General features: G+C 73.7%; 13 protein-coding genes. 5 read left to right on the forward strand and 8 right to left on the reverse strand.

Annotated features, from left to right (window positions below):
* Positions 1–79: 79 nt before the first annotated feature.
* Positions 80–2,047 (reverse strand): acetate--CoA ligase, encoded by a 1,968-nt coding sequence (gene acs, locus HL663_RS06410; protein ID WP_173027580.1) that lies wholly within the window; start codon positions 2,045–2,047, stop codon positions 80–82.
* Positions 2,048–2,382: 335 nt separating this feature from the next.
* On the opposite strand from acs, the gene HL663_RS06415 reads away from it, so the two are divergent.
* Complete coding sequence (locus tag HL663_RS06415) at positions 2,383–3,288, forward strand: phenylalanine 4-monooxygenase (RefSeq protein ID WP_286175983.1); 906 nt, start codon at positions 2,383–2,385, stop codon at positions 3,286–3,288.
* Between the two features lie 28 nt (positions 3,289–3,316).
* On the opposite strand, the gene HL663_RS06420 is transcribed toward HL663_RS06415, so the two are convergent.
* From HL663_RS06420 to HL663_RS06430, 3 genes are all read right to left on the reverse strand, one after another.
* A complete protein-coding gene (locus tag HL663_RS06420) occupies positions 3,317–3,898 on the reverse strand; it encodes an AMIN-like domain-containing (lipo)protein (protein WP_173027581.1) in 582 nt (193 codons plus the stop codon).
* 150 nt (positions 3,899–4,048) lie between these two features.
* On the reverse strand, positions 4,049–5,698 hold the full coding sequence (locus tag HL663_RS06425) for a monocarboxylic acid transporter (RefSeq protein WP_216842692.1): 1,650 nt from the start codon (positions 5,696–5,698) through the stop codon (positions 4,049–4,051).
* A 2-nt stretch (positions 5,699–5,700) separates the two neighbouring features.
* Positions 5,701–6,039, reverse strand: a complete 339-nt coding sequence (locus tag HL663_RS06430) for a DUF485 domain-containing protein (protein WP_173027582.1) — start codon at positions 6,037–6,039, stop codon at positions 5,701–5,703.
* Between the two features lie 212 nt (positions 6,040–6,251).
* On the opposite strand from HL663_RS06430, the gene tdh reads away from it, so the two are divergent.
* Both tdh and HL663_RS06440 read left to right on the forward strand, forming a co-directional pair.
* Complete coding sequence (gene tdh, locus HL663_RS06435; RefSeq protein ID WP_173027583.1) at positions 6,252–7,292, forward strand: L-threonine 3-dehydrogenase; 1,041 nt, start codon at positions 6,252–6,254, stop codon at positions 7,290–7,292.
* Positions 7,293–7,566: 274 nt separating this feature from the next.
* Complete coding sequence (locus HL663_RS06440) at positions 7,567–8,760, forward strand: glycine C-acetyltransferase (protein WP_173027584.1); 1,194 nt, start codon at positions 7,567–7,569, stop codon at positions 8,758–8,760.
* Positions 8,761–8,834: 74 nt separating this feature from the next.
* Here the strand turns inward: HL663_RS06440 and HL663_RS06445 are convergent, their stop codons facing one another.
* Genes HL663_RS06445 through HL663_RS06460 form a run of 4 tightly spaced genes read right to left on the reverse strand, consistent with a single transcriptional unit; the run spans position 8,835 to position 12,752 of the window.
* Complete coding sequence (locus HL663_RS06445) at positions 8,835–10,367, reverse strand: sodium/solute symporter (protein WP_173027585.1); 1,533 nt, start codon at positions 10,365–10,367, stop codon at positions 8,835–8,837.
* Positions 10,364–10,744 (reverse strand): hypothetical protein, encoded by a 381-nt coding sequence (locus HL663_RS06450; protein WP_173027586.1) that lies wholly within the window; start codon positions 10,742–10,744, stop codon positions 10,364–10,366. The genes HL663_RS06445 and HL663_RS06450 overlap by 4 nt, the downstream gene beginning before the upstream one ends.
* Before the next feature lie 5 nt (positions 10,745–10,749).
* A complete protein-coding gene (locus HL663_RS06455; RefSeq protein WP_173027587.1) occupies positions 10,750–11,532 on the reverse strand; it encodes a LytR/AlgR family response regulator transcription factor in 783 nt (260 codons plus the stop codon).
* Between the two features lie 23 nt (positions 11,533–11,555).
* Positions 11,556–12,752, reverse strand: a complete 1,197-nt coding sequence (locus HL663_RS06460) for a sensor histidine kinase (protein WP_173027588.1) — start codon at positions 12,750–12,752, stop codon at positions 11,556–11,558.
* A gap of 57 nt (positions 12,753–12,809) precedes the next feature.
* On the opposite strand from HL663_RS06460, the gene HL663_RS06465 reads away from it, so the two are divergent.
* Both HL663_RS06465 and HL663_RS06470 read left to right on the forward strand, forming a co-directional pair.
* Entirely contained in the window at positions 12,810–13,682 is an 873-nt protein-coding gene (locus HL663_RS06465; protein WP_286175984.1) for a thioesterase family protein, read from the forward strand.
* A 9-nt stretch (positions 13,683–13,691) separates the two neighbouring features.
* Entirely contained in the window at positions 13,692–14,558 is an 867-nt protein-coding gene (locus tag HL663_RS06470; protein WP_173027589.1) for a hypothetical protein, read from the forward strand.
* Positions 14,559–14,816 lie beyond the last annotated feature (258 nt).

Consider the following 14,816-nt stretch of genomic DNA (forward strand, 5'->3'; position numbering starts at 1 on the left):
GTGGGTCGCGCCACGACCCGGGACGCGCGACGGGGCGCCACCCGGGATGGGTGGCGCCCCGTCGTCGGCAGGGCCGGCGTCAGTCGGAGCCGGAGGACATCCCCTGCTTGATGAGGTTCATCACCGAGCTGTCGGCGAGCGTCGTGACATCGCCGACCTCGCGGTTCTCGGCGACGTCCTTGAGCAGGCGGCGCATGATCTTTCCCGAGCGCGTCTTCGGCAGCTCCTGGACGATCATCACCTGGCGCGGCTTGGCGATCGGGCCGATCTCCTTCGCCACGTGGTTGCGCAGCTCCTGGACGGTCTCCTCGCCGTTGTCGGCCGCGCCGCCGCGCAGGATGACGAACGCGCAGACGGCCTGGCCGGTCGTCTCGTCGGCCGCGCCGACGACCGCGGCCTCGGCGACCGACGGGTGCGACACGAGGGCCGACTCGATCTCGGCGGTCGAGAGCCGGTGGCCGGAGACGTTCATGACGTCGTCGACCCGGCCGAGCAGCCAGATGTTGCCCTTCTCGTCGTACTTCGCCCCGTCACCGGCGAAGTAGTACTTCGGGCCGAACCGCGACCAGTACGTCTCCTGGTAGCGCTCCGGGTCGCCCCAGATCCCGCGCAGCATCGAGGGCCACGGCTTGGTGAGGACGAGGTAGCCGACCTTCTCGGCCTCGGTGAAGGGGTTGCCGTCGTCGTCGAGGATCTCGGCCGAGACGCCCGGGATGGGGCGCTGCGCCGAGCCGGGCTCGAGGGTCGTGACGCCGGGCAGCGGGCTGATCATGATCGCGCCGGTCTCGGTCTGCCACCAGGTGTCGACGATCGGGGCCTTGTCGCCGCCGACGTGCTTGCGGTACCAGAGCCACGCCTCGGGGTTGATCGGCTCGCCGACGCTGCCGAGGACGCGGATCGAGCTCATGTCGTACTTCGCGGGGATCTCGGTGCCCCACTTCATGAACGTGCGGATGGCCGTCGGCGCCGTGTAGAGGATCGACACCCCGTACTTCTGGACGATCTCCCACCAGCGGCCCTGGTGCGGGGTGTCCGGGGTGCCCTCGTAGAGCACCTGGGTCGCGCCGTTGGCGAGCGGCCCGTAGACGATGTAGCTGTGGCCGGTGACCCAGCCGACGTCGGCCGTGCACCAGTAGACGTCGCTCTCGGGGTGCAGGTCGTGGACGACGGCGTTCGTGTACGCGGCCTGCGTCAGGTAGCCGCCGGTCGTGTGGAAGATGCCCTTCGGCTTCCCCGTCGTGCCCGAGGTGTAGAGGATGAACAGGGGGTGCTCGCTGTCGACGGGCACCGCCTCGTGCGAGTCGGACTGCGCCTCGACGAGGTCGTGCCACCAGACGTCGCGCTCGTCGTCCCACTCGACCTCGGTGTCGGTGCGCTTGACGACGAGCACCTTCTCGACGGGGGACTCGTCGTCACCGTGGTGGATGGCGGCGTCGACCGCGGCCTTGAGCGGCGCGGGCTTGCCGCGGCGCCACTGGCCGTCGGTGGTCACGACGACCTTGGCCTCGGCGTCGGCGATGCGGGTGTGCAGGGCCTCGGCCGAGAACCCGCCGAAGATGACCGAGTGCGGGGCGCCGAGGCGGGCGCAGGCGAGCATCGTGAAGACGGTCTCGGGGATCATCGGCATGTAGACCGCGACGCGGTCGCCCGTGGTGACTCCCAGCGCGGCCAGCGCGTTCGCGGCCTTGCTCACCTCGCGCTGGAGGTCGGCGTACGTGATGGTCCGGGTGTCGCCCTGCTCGCCCTCGAAGTGGATGGCGACGCGGTCGCCGTTCCCGGCCTCGACGTGGCGGTCGACGCAGTTGTACGCGACGTTGAGCTCGCCGCCGACGAACCACTTCGCGAAGGGGGCGCCGCTCCAGTCGAGGGTCTGCTCGAAGTCCTTGGCCCAGGTGATCCGCTCGCGGGCCTGTCGCGCCCAGAAGCCCTCGTGGTCGGCCGCGGCCTCGTCGTACATCTCCGCGGTGCCGTTGGCCGCGGCGGTGAACGCCGGGTCCGGGCTCAGGTCCAGCTCGTGCAGGTGGCTCGACAGGCTGTCGTCGCTCACGGGTCCTCCTCGTCGTCGAGTGCGGGTACGGCCACAGCCAACCCGACGCGGGCGGGCGAGGCAACCGTCCGTCCGGAGGGAGCGGTCCAGCGGGGCGTGCGGCGCGCCGAGCGGGTCGCCGGCCGGACGAGGTGGGGTCGGCGGGGCGAGATCGGGGCGGCAGCGCGAGGGATCGGCGGCCTCGCCGCCGGCTGGACATCCTGCCCAGTGACACGCCCATCGGGCTGGCGAAACTGTGCGCTCGTTGACCACCGACGGGGTCAAGGGTTCCGCTGTGCGCGCTCCCGTGCTTCCGTGGGGGTCCGGCCCACGAGGCCACGACCACTCACGAGGAGGTGAGCGCGGTGTTCGAGGAAGGACAGCTGTACTCGGCCGTGACGACCGAGGACGACGGCACCGTCAGGGTGCACCTGTCGGACAACCACCCCGGGCTGCACGACGAGGCCTACCTGCTCCGCCGCGGCGAGATCGCCGCCGTGTCGCTGGCCCACCGCCCCGGGGACCCCGTCCCGACGGTCGACTACACCGACGCCGAGCACGCGGTGTGGCGCACGGTGAGCACCGAGCTCGCGCCGAAGCACGAGCGCTACGCGCACCCCGAGTTCCTCCGCGGCAAGGCCGCCCTCGACCTGCCCGTCGACCACGTGCCCCAGCTGCACGAGGTCACCGAGCGCCTCCTGCCGCTGACCGGCTGGTCCTACACGTGCGCGCCGGGCCTGGTGCCCCTGCGCGACTTCTACCGCGACCTCGGCCACCGGGTGTTCAGCTCGACGCAGTACCTGCGCCACGACAGCCGGCCGCTCTACACGCCCGAGCCGGACATCCTCCACGAGGTCGTCGGCCACGGGAACCAGCTCGCGAGCCCCCGCTTCGCCGCGGTGACGCAGGCGGCCGGCGAGGCCACGACCCGCCTCGAGACCGACGAGGCCGTCAAGTTCGTCGCCGACGTCTTCTGGTTCTCGATGGAGTTCGGCGTCATGGCCGACGGCGACGAGCTCAAGGCCTACGGCGCCGGCATCCTCAGCAGCTACGGCGAGATGGACGAGTTCCGCTCGATGGAGATCCGCCCGCTCGACCTCGTCGCGATGGGGACGCTCAACTACGACATCACCGCCTACCAGCCGGTGCTCTTCCGGGCCGAGGGCGTCGACCACCTCGAGGACGTCGTCGGGGCGTTCTTCGAGACGGTCGACGACGACCTCGCGGCGCGCCTGCGGGCGCAGGCCGGCGCCGCGGTCTGACCCCGACCCCGCTCGCCCGCCGACGTGCTCACCAGGTGTGGGCGACGTCGACGACGAGGCGGCTCGTGCGGGTCGCGGTGTCGTCGACGGTGAACACCCGGAACGGCAGTCGGGCCCGCACGCCGAGCCCGATCGTCGTGTACCCCTCGAACGAGCCGGCCCAGCGGACCTGCCGGAAGGTCGGGTAGCCGGCGACGGACGGCATCGCGGGCACGCTCGTCGCGCCCTTCTTGACGACGACGGCGAGGCGCGCGCCGCCGGCGACCGGCACGACGGCTCCCGAGCCCTCGGCGTGCACCTGGCTGACGTAGCGCACGTCGTACCCCGGGGCGACGCCCGTCATGTCGACGACGAGCCGGTCGTAGCAGGCGTGGTGCCCCGCGCGCACGCCCGTGAGGCGGCCGGTCGCGAGCGGCGCCGAGGTCTTCGGGAGGGACCCCCACGCGGTCGAGCACGCGGTGGCCGCCGCGGGTGCCGTGGCCGTGGCGCCGGCCGGGGCGGCGGTGGCGAGCGCGGGGAGCGCCGCGACGGCGAGCGCCGCGGCGAGGACCGTGACCCGGCCCCGGGTGGTGCGGGAGGAGCGGCGGTGGGCGGGTCGGGTCGTGGACATGGTCGCCTCCTTCACCGCCGGTATACGCCGGTTCGGCGCGACCCGCCAGACCCCGGGGACGACGCAGCGGCCGCGGAGGGCTCTCCAGCCCCGCGGCCGCTGCTGTCCCGTGGGTCTGGGTCGGGGGAGGCGTCCCCCGACCCCGACCGCTCAGTGGTCGATCGCCTCCCCGACCCCGTGGCCGGTGAGGGCGCGCACCTCCATCTCGGCGTACTTCGCGGCGTTGTGCTCCTTGCTCGTCACCGAGCCGAGCCAGCCGAGGAAGAACGCGAGCGGGATGGAGACCAGCCCCGGGTTGTCGAGCGGGAACCAGTGGAAGTCGATCGCGGTGTTCTGGATCATCGACTGGCTCGGGCCGCCCGGCTCCAGCGGCGGCTTGCCCGACACGACCGGGCTGAAGATGATCAGGCCGATCGCGCTGACGAGGCCGCCGTAGATGGAGAACAGGGCGCCGCGGGTGTTGAAGCCCTTCCAGAACAGCGAGTACAGGATCGTCGGCAGGTTGGCCGAGGCGGCGACGGCGAAGGCCAGCGCCACGAGGAAGGCGATGTTCTGGCTCTTGGCGAAGATGCCGCCGACGATCGCGACGACGCCGATGACGATCGCGGCGATGCGGGCGACCCGCACCTCCTGCTCCTGGCTGCCCGTGCCCCGCTTGAAGACCTCCTTGTAGAGGTCGTGGGCGAAGGTCGCCGAGGTGGTGATGGTCAGGCCGGCGACGACCGCGAGGATCGTCGCGAACGCGACACCCGAGATGATGCCGAGGAGCACCGAGCCGCCGAGCTCGTAGGCGAGCAGCGGGGCGGCCGCGTTGGCCTTGCCGGGGGCGGCGTTGATGGTCGCCGGGCCGACGAGGGCGGCGGCGCCGTAGCCGACGACGAGGGTCAGCAGGTAGAAGCCGCCGATGAGCCAGATGGCCCACTCGACCGACTTGCGGGCCTGCTTGCTCGTCGGGACCGTGTAGAAGCGCTGGAGCACGTGCGGCAGGCCGGCGGTGCCGAGGACGAGCGCCATCGACAGCGAGATGAAATCGATCTTCGTCGTGAGGTTCTTGCCGTACTTCAGGCCCGGCTCGAAGAGCTTCTCGCCGGCCTTGGGGGAGTTGTCGGCCGCGGCCTGGAAGAGCGAGCTGATGTTGAACGAGTACTTGCCGAGCACCCAGACCGTGATGACGAAGGTGCCCGCGATGAGCAGGAGCGCCTTGATGATCTGGACCCAGGTCGTGCCCTTCATCCCGCCGATGAGGACGTAGGCGATCATGATGATGCCGACGATCGCGATGACGAGGTCCTGCGCGAACTCGCCCGAGATGCCGAGCAGCAGCGACACGAGGCCGCCGGCGCCGGCCATCTGCGCGAGCAGGTAGAAGAACGACACCGCGATGACCGAGATGGCGGTCGCGATGCGCACCGGGCGCTGCTTGAGGCGGTAGCTGAGGACGTCGGCCATCGTGAAGCGGCCGGTGTTGCGCAGGAGCTCGGCGACGAGCAGGAGCGCGACGAGCCACGCGACGAGGAAGCCGATCGAGTACAGGAAGCCGTCGTAGCCCTGGAGGGCGATGGCGCCGGCGATGCCGAGGAAGGACGCCGCCGAGAGGTAGTCGCCGGCGATGGCGATGCCGTTCTGGCGGCCGTTGAAGGCGCCGGCGGCGGTGTAGTACTGCTCGGCCGTCTTCTTGCCCGCGGCGACGCGGATGACGATGACGAGCGTGACGACGACGAACGCCGCGAAGATGCCGATGTTGAGGGCCGGCGAGCCGACCGTCGTGGCCGCGTCGGCCATCGGGAGGGTGAGCGCCATGGTCAGTGCTCCTTGTCGGCGTCGAGGCGGGCGCCGAGGGCGTCGGCGGCCGGGTCGAACTCACGGGTGGCCCAGCGCGAGTAGATGATCGTGATCGCGAAGGTCGTCACGAACTGGCCGAGGCCGAAGAGCAGGCCGATGGTGATGTTGCCGACGACCTTGGTGCCCATGAACCCCGGGGCGAAGATCGACAGCAGGACGTAGAGGAAGTACCAGGCGAGGAAGAACGCCGTCATGGGGAAGACGAAGCCCCGGAACTTGCGGCGCAGCTCCTGGAACTCCGACGTGGTCTGCAGGGCGAGGTACGGGTCCTCGGCCTGCGTGCGAGCTTCGTTGCTCACGGTCACCTCCAGGGTCGGGTCCGAGCGGCTCTGCCCGGAACGCCCCAAGGGTGGTCGCGCCGGGGGTGCGCTGGCGAGACCCCGCGCCGGGTCCCGCGGCGGGCGGCGCCCCGGGTCGGTGGGCGGGCCGCGGACCACGGTGTGCGGTGGGTCACACTGCGCCGAACGGGGCGCGTGGTGCGCCGAGCGGTCGTCCCGGCATGATGGGCGCCGTGCGTGCGCTGAGGAAGGTCTCCGCCGGTCCGGGGCTGTCGCTGGTCGACGTGCCCGAACCCGTCTGCGGCCCGAAGGACGTCAAGATCCGGGTGCTGCGGGCCGGCCTGTGCGGCACCGACCTCCACCTCGAGCAGTGGGACGAGTGGGCCGCCGCCACCGTGCAGGTCCCGATGACGCTCGGCCACGAGTTCTTCGGCGAGGTCGTCGAGGTCGGGGCGGACGTCGACCACGTGACCGTCGGTGACCGTGTCTCCGGCGAGGGGCACCTCGTGTGCGGCACCTGCCGCAACTGCCGCGCCGGCCGGCGGCACCTGTGCATCAACACCGTCGGCGTCGGGGTCAACCGCGACGGTGCCTTCGCCGACTACGTCGTCATCCCGGCGACGAACGCGTGGGTGCAGCCGGCCGACCTCGACCCCGACCTCGGCGCGCTCTTCGACCCGCTCGGCAACGCCGTCCACACGGCGCTGCAGTGGCCGGTCGTCGGCGAGGACGTCGTCGTCACCGGGGCCGGCCCGATCGGCGTGATGGCCACCGCCGTCGCCCGGCACGCCGGCGCGCGGCGCATCGTCGTCACGGACCTCTCGGACGAGCGGCTGGCGCTCGCCGAGGCCGCCGGCGCCGACCTCGGGGTCAACGTCGGCCGCGGCGGGTCGCTGCGCGCGGCCCAGGCCGAGCTCGGGATGCTCGAGGGCTTCGACATCGGGCTGGAGATGTCCGGGTCGCCGGTGGCCGTCGAGGAGATGCTCGACAACATGAACCACGGCGGCAGGGTGGCGCTGCTCGGCCTGCCGAAGGACCGCTACGCCATCGACTGGGGCCGGGTCATCACGCACATGATCACGCTGCGCGGCATCTACGGCCGCGAGATGTTCGAGACCTGGTACCTCATGGGGTCGATGCTCGCGACGTCGGAGCGGCTGCGTTCGGCGGTGTCGTCGGTCGTCACGGGGCGCTACCCGGCCGAGCAGTGGGAGGCCGCGTTCGCGGAGACCCGCTCGGGCACCGGCGGCAAGGTCGTCCTCGACTGGTCCTGACGCCTCGACTGGACCTGACGCGCGGACCCGTCGACGCGCGGATCCTCGTGCGCCCTCCCCGGCGCCTTCTTCTGGCGACCTGCGCAGGTCCGGGTGCGACCGCACGCGGACCCGCGCAGGCGCGCGGAGAAGAGCGGGCGCGGGGGCGCGGAGGGGACGGTGGACGGGGGCGAGGACGCGGGGGACGGCGGGCGGTGCCGGGGCCCGGCGGGCCTAGGCTGGCGCGGTCGGCCACCCCGACGCCCCGCCCACCCCGACGACGTGAGGAGCCCCCGTGTACGGCGCAGTCAAGGACCAGCTGCAGGCGACGCTGCAGGAGATCGAGGACGCCGGCCTCACCAAGCGCGAGCGCGAGATCACGACGCCGCAGTCGGCGCACGTCGGGACGACGGCGGGGGAGTCGCTCAACTTCTGCGCCAACAACTACCTCGGCCTGGCCGACCACGAGGACGTCGTCGGCGCCTCCAAGGCCGCGCTCGACACCTGGGGCTTCGGGATGGCCTCGGTCCGCTTCATCTGCGGCACCCAGACCCAGCACACCGAGCTCGAGCGTCGGCTGTCGGACTTCCTCGGCACCGAGGCGACGATCCTCTACAGCTCGTGCTTCGACGCCAACGGCGGTGTCTTCGAGGTGCTCTTCGGGGCCGAGGACGCCATCGTCTCCGACGAGCTCAACCACGCCTCGATCATCGACGGCGTGCGCCTGTCCAAGGCCGCGCGCTACCGGTACAAGAACGCCGACATGGCCGACCTGCGCACGCAGCTCGTCGCGGCCCGCGAGGCCGGGGCCCGCCGGGTCTGCGTCGTCACCGACGGCGTCTTCTCGATGGACGGCTCCTACGCCCCGCTCGACGAGATCTGCGACCTCGCCGAGGAGTTCGAGGCGATGGTGCTCGTCGACGACAGCCACGCCGTGGGCTTCGTCGGGCAGCACGGCGGGGGCACGCCCGAGCTGTTCGGGGTGCGCGACCGCGTCGACATCCTCACCGGCACGCTCGGCAAGGCGCTGGGCGGCGCGTCCGGCGGCTACGTCGCGAGCCACCGCGAGGTCGTCGAGCTGCTGCGCCAGCGCTCGCGGCCGTACCTGTTCTCCAACTCGGTGGCGCCCGCCGTCGTCGCGGGGTCGATCGCCGCGCTCGACCTCGTCGCGTCCTCCGACGACGCGCGGGAGACGCTGCGCCGCAACGCATCCCTCTTCCGCGAGCTGATGGACGAGGCCGGCTTCGACCTGCTGCCGGGCAGCCACCCGATCGTCCCCGTGATGTTCCCGGGCGAGGACGGCGCGCGCCAGGCCACGCAGATCGCCGACCACATGCTCGCCAACGGCGTCTACGTCATCGCCTTCAGCTTCCCGGTCGTCCCCCGGGGGAAGGCGCGCATCCGCGTCCAGCTCTCGGCGGCGCACTCGGAGGCCGACGTGCGGCGCTGTGTCGAGGCCTTCGTGGCCGGGCGCGACGCGGTCGCCTGACCTCTGGTCCTTCTCGCGAACGTGTGTGAACCCGCCGGGAATCCCCGGCGGGTTCACACACGTTCGCGGTGGTGTCAGTCGCGGACGCGGCTGCGCGCCAGCCGGACCCGCTCCGGCGTGTGCAGCCGCACGAGCACCCGCGTCGTCGACGCCGGGATGCGCCCCGGCGTCGCGTAGGAGACGAGCACGGCCGTCGCGAAGGCGAGCGGCACGGCCCAGAGCGCGGGGTTCGCGAGGAGCGCGGCGGGCCATCCACCGAGGTGGCTCGTCGTCATGGTCAGGGCGAGCGCGGCGACGGTCGCGCCGCCCCCGACGAGCAGCCCGGCCATCGCCCCGGTCGTCGACAGCCGCCGCCACCAGACCCCGAGCATGATGAGCGGCGCGAACGTGGCGGCGGCCACGGCGAAGGCGAGACCGACGGTGGTCGCGACGCCGAGCGGCTCGGCGACCCGGCTGACGACGTAGGGGATGAGGACGCCGACGACGGCGGCGAACCGGAAGCCGCGCACGCCCGGGGCGTCCCCGCCGGTGAAGCGCGCGAGGCGGGGCCGCAGCAGCTCCTGGTCGATGACGCCGGTCACCGACATCGCCAGGCCCGAGGCCGTCGACAGGAACGCCGCGAAGGCGCCGCCGGCGAGCATCGCGGTGAGGACGTCGCCGCCGAGGCCGCCGACGAGCTCGCCGGGCAGCCGGAGCACGACGGAGTCCGAGCGCATCCCGTCGGGCAGCTCGGGGAAGGCGACCCGGCCGAGGGCGCCGTACACCGGCGGGAGCAGGTAGAAGACGCCGAGCAGCGCGATGACGGAGACGGTCGTGCGGCGCGCGCCGACGCCGTCGGGGTTGGTGTAGTAGCGGACGAGGACGTGCGGCAGGCCCATCGTGCCGAGGCAGAGGGCGAGGACGGTCGAGGCGTTGCGGTAGACCGGGTGGTCCTCGGGGCCGGTGGGCGTCAGCGGGATGCTCCACTCCGGCGGGACGACCGGCGCCGGGTGCCCGTCGCGGAACCACAGGAGCAGCAGGACGAACGCCGGCACCGCGAGGGCGGTCAGCTTGACCCAGTACTGCACGGCCTGGACGAAGGTGATCGAGCGCATCCCGCCGGCGCCGACGGCGGCGGCGATGACGACCATGACGACGAGCCCGCCGACCCACTCGGGGGCGCCGGTCACGAGGGTGAGCGTCAGGCTCGCGCCCTGGAACTGCGGCACGAGGTAGAGCCACCCGATGGCGAGCACGAGCAGCGACGAGACGCGCCGGATCGCCTTGGACCCCAGGCGGGCCTCGGCGAAGTCGGGGAGCGTGTAGGCGCCGGAGCGGCGCATCGGGGCGGCGACCATCACGAGGAGCACGAGGTAGCCGAGGGTGTACCCGACCGGCAGCCACAGCAGGTCGACGCCCCCGCCGTAGACGAGCCCCGCGACGCCGAGGAAGCTCGCCGCCGACAGGTACTCGCCGCCGATGGCGGAGGCGTTGAGGCGCGGCGAGACCGTGCGGCCGGCGACGTAGAAGTCGCTCGTGCGGCGCGAGAGGCGCAGCCCGAGGCCGCCGACGGCCAGCGTCGTGAGGCACACGGCGACGACGGCGGCGAGCGACAGCGGCTGGCTCACGGGTCCTCGACGACGTCGACGAAGTCGGACTCGACCCGCTCGCTCTGGCGGGTGTACCAGCGCGCGAGCACCCACGCCGCCGGGTAGACGGCCACCCCGAGGACGAGCCACGCGAAGGGGATGCCGACGACCGTCACCGCGCGGGTCGCCGGCACGAGCAGCAGCACGAGCGGCAGCGCGGTCAGGCCCGCGACGGTGATCGCGAGCACGGCCAGCGAGAGGCGCAGCTGCGCGCGCATCAGGCCCTCGAGGTAGACGTCGCCGAGCTCGGTCTGCTCGTCGATGTCGCGGGCCGGCGGGCGCGAGCGCATCGGCGACGCCCCGCGGCGCGAGCTCGTGACCCGCACCCGCGGCGGGGGCTGCGCGGGCGTGCTCATCCCCGTCAGTCCCCGGGCTGGCGCTCGCCGACGGGGCGGCGCAGGAGGGTGTCGCGCAGCTCCTTGGTGTGCCGGCGGCTCACCTGGAGCTCGACCTGCCCGACGACGACCGAGCAGCGGCCGTGGTCCATCCGGACGGCCGAGACGTGGGGCAGCGCGACGAGGGTGCTGCGGTGGATCCGGACGAACCCGAAGTCCGCCCACTTCTCCTCGAGCAGGCTGAGCGGCACCCGGACGAGGTGGCTGCCGGTGTCGGTGTGCAGCCGGGCGTAGTCGCCGTGCGCCTGGGCGTAGCGGATCTGGCTGCGCGTGATGAACCGGGTGACCCCGCCGAGCTCGACGGGGATGGTCTCGTCTTCGACCACCGCTGCGGCGCTGGCCGGTTCGGGCGCCGGACGGGCGGTGCCGCGCTCGCGCTGCTCGACGACGCGGCGCACGGCCTCGGCGATGCGCTGCTCGCGCACGGGCTTCATGACGTAGTCGGTGACGTCGAGCGCGAAGGCGTCGACGGCGTGGCGCTCGTGCGCGGTGACGAAGACGACCTGGGGCCGCTCGGTGAAGCGCGAGATGACGCGCGCGAGGGCCATCCCGTCCAGGCCCGGCATCGAGATGTCGCTGAAGACGACGTCGACGTCGCGGGCGTCGAGCACCTGCAGGGCCTCGGTGCCGCTGGTGGCGGTGATGACCTCGGCGACCCGCTCGTCGCGGCCGACGAGGTACCCGAGCTCGGACAGCGCGGGGAGCTCGTCGTCGACGACGAGCACCACCAGCCCCCGCTCCGTGGACATGCCGGGCAGCCTACGGCCAGCGGTCAGGATTGTGCGTGCACCCCGGGTGCGAACTTCGGCACACGGAAGCTGACCCGCGTCCCGGCCCCCGGGGCGGTCTCGACGACCAGCCCGAACTCGTCGCCGTACACCTGCCGCAGCCGCGCGTCGACGTTGCCCAGGCCCACCGAGTCGGTCGCGCGCGCGCCGTCGAGGATGGTGCGGACGTGCTCGGGGTCGGTGCCGACGCCGTCGTCCTCGATGGCGATCTCGGCCTCGGTGCCGAGGTCGGTCGCGGTGATGCTCACGTGGCCCGGGCCCTCCTTCGTCGCGAGCCCGTGACGGACCGCGTTCTCCACCAACGGCTGCACCGCGAGGTAGGGGACGGTGACGGTGAGGACCTCGGGCGCGACGAGCAGCGACACCTGGAGGCGGTCGCCGAAGCGCGCCTGCTCGAGCACGAGGTAGCGCTCGACGTTGCGCAGCTCCTCGGCGAGGGTCGTGAAGGTGCCGCCGGTGCGCAGCGCGTACCGGGTGAAGTCGGCGAAGTCGAGCAGCAGCTCGCGGGCGCGGTCGGGGTCGGTGCGCACGAAGGAGGCGATCGCGGCGAGGCTGTTGTAGATGAAGTGCGGGCTGATCTGCGCCCGCAGCGCCCGCAGCTCGGCCTCGACGACCTGCCCCCGGGTGCGCGCGAGCTCGGCGAGGGCCAGCTGGCTCGACACCCACGCGGCGACCTCCTGGGTCGCGCGGGTCAGGCCGGGGGAGGAGTACGCGGTCCACGCGGTGAGCGTGCCGACGACGAGGTCGTCCGAGACGAGCGGCGCCGTGACGGCCATCCGCACCGGGCAGTCGGGGTCGGAGCAGCCGACGGCGTCGGGGCCGTGCGCGACGGTGCGCCCCGTCTCGAGGGTCTGCTCGCCGAGGGCGACGGCGAGGTCGCGGTGGTGCTCGCCGGTGCCGGTCCACGACAGGACGCTGCCGGGCGTCGCGAGCGAGACGGCGTGCGCCCCGAGGATGGAGAGCAGGTGGCGGCCGGCGCGCTCGGCCGACTCGGGGGTCAGGCCGTCCGCGAGGTGGCGCGACGCGAGCGAGGCGGTGTGCAGCGTGGCGTACGTGGCGCGGTCGGTCTCGGAGATGAAGCCGCGCCGGCGGCTGCGCCGCAGGAGGGCGACGCCGAGCCAGAGCAGCAGCATCGTCCCGGCGACGAGCACCGCCGTCGGCCAGTGGATGCTGCCCGTCATGGGCACACCCTAGGCTCGCGGGGTCCGGTGCGGCAGAGCGACGAAGAGGTGTGGTCCGTGGGTGAGCTCGACGAGGTGCTGCGGCTGACGTGGCCGGACGGGCCGGAGGCGGCGAGGGGTGCCGAGGCCGTGGGGGTCGGCGAGCTCGGCGACGGCTGGGTCGTCGGTGCCGCGGTCAACGGGGGCGTGCTCATGGCGCTCGGCGTGCGTGCGCTCGTCGAGGGGCCGGTGGGCGCGGGGCATCCCGACGTCCTCGCGTGGAGCACGTTCTTCCTCTCGGCGGCGCAGCCCGGCCCGGTCGAGGCGCGCGCCGAGGTGCTGCGGGTCGGCCGCTCCGTGTCGACCGGCGCCGTGCGCCTGCTGCAGGACGGCGGTGACGGCCCGGTCGAGCGGGCGCGGGTCACGGCCACGCTCGGCGACCTCTCCGTGACCGCCGAGCCCGGCCACCGCTGGCCGGCCGCCCCCGCGATGCCGCCGCCAGAGGCCTGCGTGCCCGCGCGGCGCGAGGCCGGCGGCCCCGGCGAGGCCATCACGCTGCTCGACCGGCTCGACGTGCGGGTCGCTCCCGCGACGGCCGGGTTCGCGGTGGGCCGCCCGACCGGCCGCGGCGAGCTGCGCGCCTGGGTGCGGATGGCCGACGGGCGCGAGCCCGACGTGACGATGCTGCCCTTCGTCGTCGACTGCCTCATGCCGGTGGCCTTCGACCTCGGCGTCGCCGGGTGGGCACCGACCTACGAGATGAGCGGGCAGGTGCTCGGCCGGCCCGCGCCGGGGTGGCTGCAGGTCGCCCTGCGCGCGGACGCGGTCGCGGGGTCGGTGTACGTCGAGGATGCCGACGTCTGGGACTCGACCGGGCGCCTGGTCGCCCGCGCCCGGCAGCTGGCGGGCATCCGGGTCCCGGCCGGGGGCCTCGTCACCCCCGCTGGCTAGGCTGCGCGCGTGCCTGCTGCCCCGCCGTCCGGCCCCTCGCCCGTCGTCGAGGCCGTCGCCCGGCTGGCCGAGCTCCCGGGGCTGCCCGAGCAGGTCGAGGCCGCCCGCGAGGCGTGCACCCGGCTGCGCTGGCACAACGCGCTGCGCCGGCGCACCGCCGAGGCCGCGGCCGAGTCGCGGGTGCGCGGCGCCGTCGCCAGCGCCGGGCTCGAGGGCGCGACCATCCCCCTCGACGCCGTCCGCGACATCGTCCGGGGGGCGGCCACCTGGTCGCCGGAGCCCGACCCCGTCGAGCGCGTGGCCCGGGGCGCCGTGGCCGCCACCGCCGAGACCGAGCACGTCGAGCCGCTCGTCCTGCGCGCCCCCGCCCAGGCGCTCGCCCGGCTGCACACCGTCGCCGCCGCCGGCCTCGTCCCCGACGACGCGCTCGGCCGCCCGCGGCTGCCCGACGAGGACTGCGGCGAGCTGACCGACCTCGGCCCGGCCCCGGCCGCCGCCGAGGTCGCGGTGCGGCTGCGCGCGCTCGGCGAGGTCCTGCTCGCCCTGCCGCGGCTGCCGGTCGTCGTCGCCGCGGCCGTCGTCCACGCCGAGATCGCCACCGTGCGGCCCTTCGTCCGCGGCAACGCCGTCGTCGCCCGGGCCCTGGACCGCGCGGTCGTCCACGCCGGCGGGCTCGACCCGACCGGCGTCGCCGTCACCGAGGCCGGGCACGCCGCCGGGGGAGGGGCGGCCTACCTCGGGGCGCTCGCGGCGTACGGCCGGGGCGACGCGGTCGGCGTCGGGCTGTGGGTCTCGCACTGCTGCACGGCCGTGCGCGCCGCGGCCGACGAGGGCGCCCTCGTCGCCGACGCCGTGCTCGCCGGCCGCCTCGGCTGAGGCCGCGGCCACCCGTTCCCGTCGGGCTCCACGTCGGCCGCGAGTCCTTGTGGGCGGCGGTGTGCAGGAGTACAACTGGGGGTGAGGGCAGCAGCCCTCACCGAAGACCTACCGCGGACGACGGGTACCCACGCGCGGGCAGTCCACTGATGGACCGGTTGCCGCGGGCTCGTCCCACGGCCACGGCACGACAGCACGCCTGGTCGCCCGGAGACCGCGGCAGGACGACGCCCTCGTCCGCCCGACGAGGGCGTCGTC

Origin of the sequence: Arthrobacter sp. NEB 688, from assembly GCF_013201035.1 — a bacterium.
Classification (GTDB): domain Bacteria; phylum Actinomycetota; class Actinomycetes; order Actinomycetales; family Dermatophilaceae; genus Phycicoccus.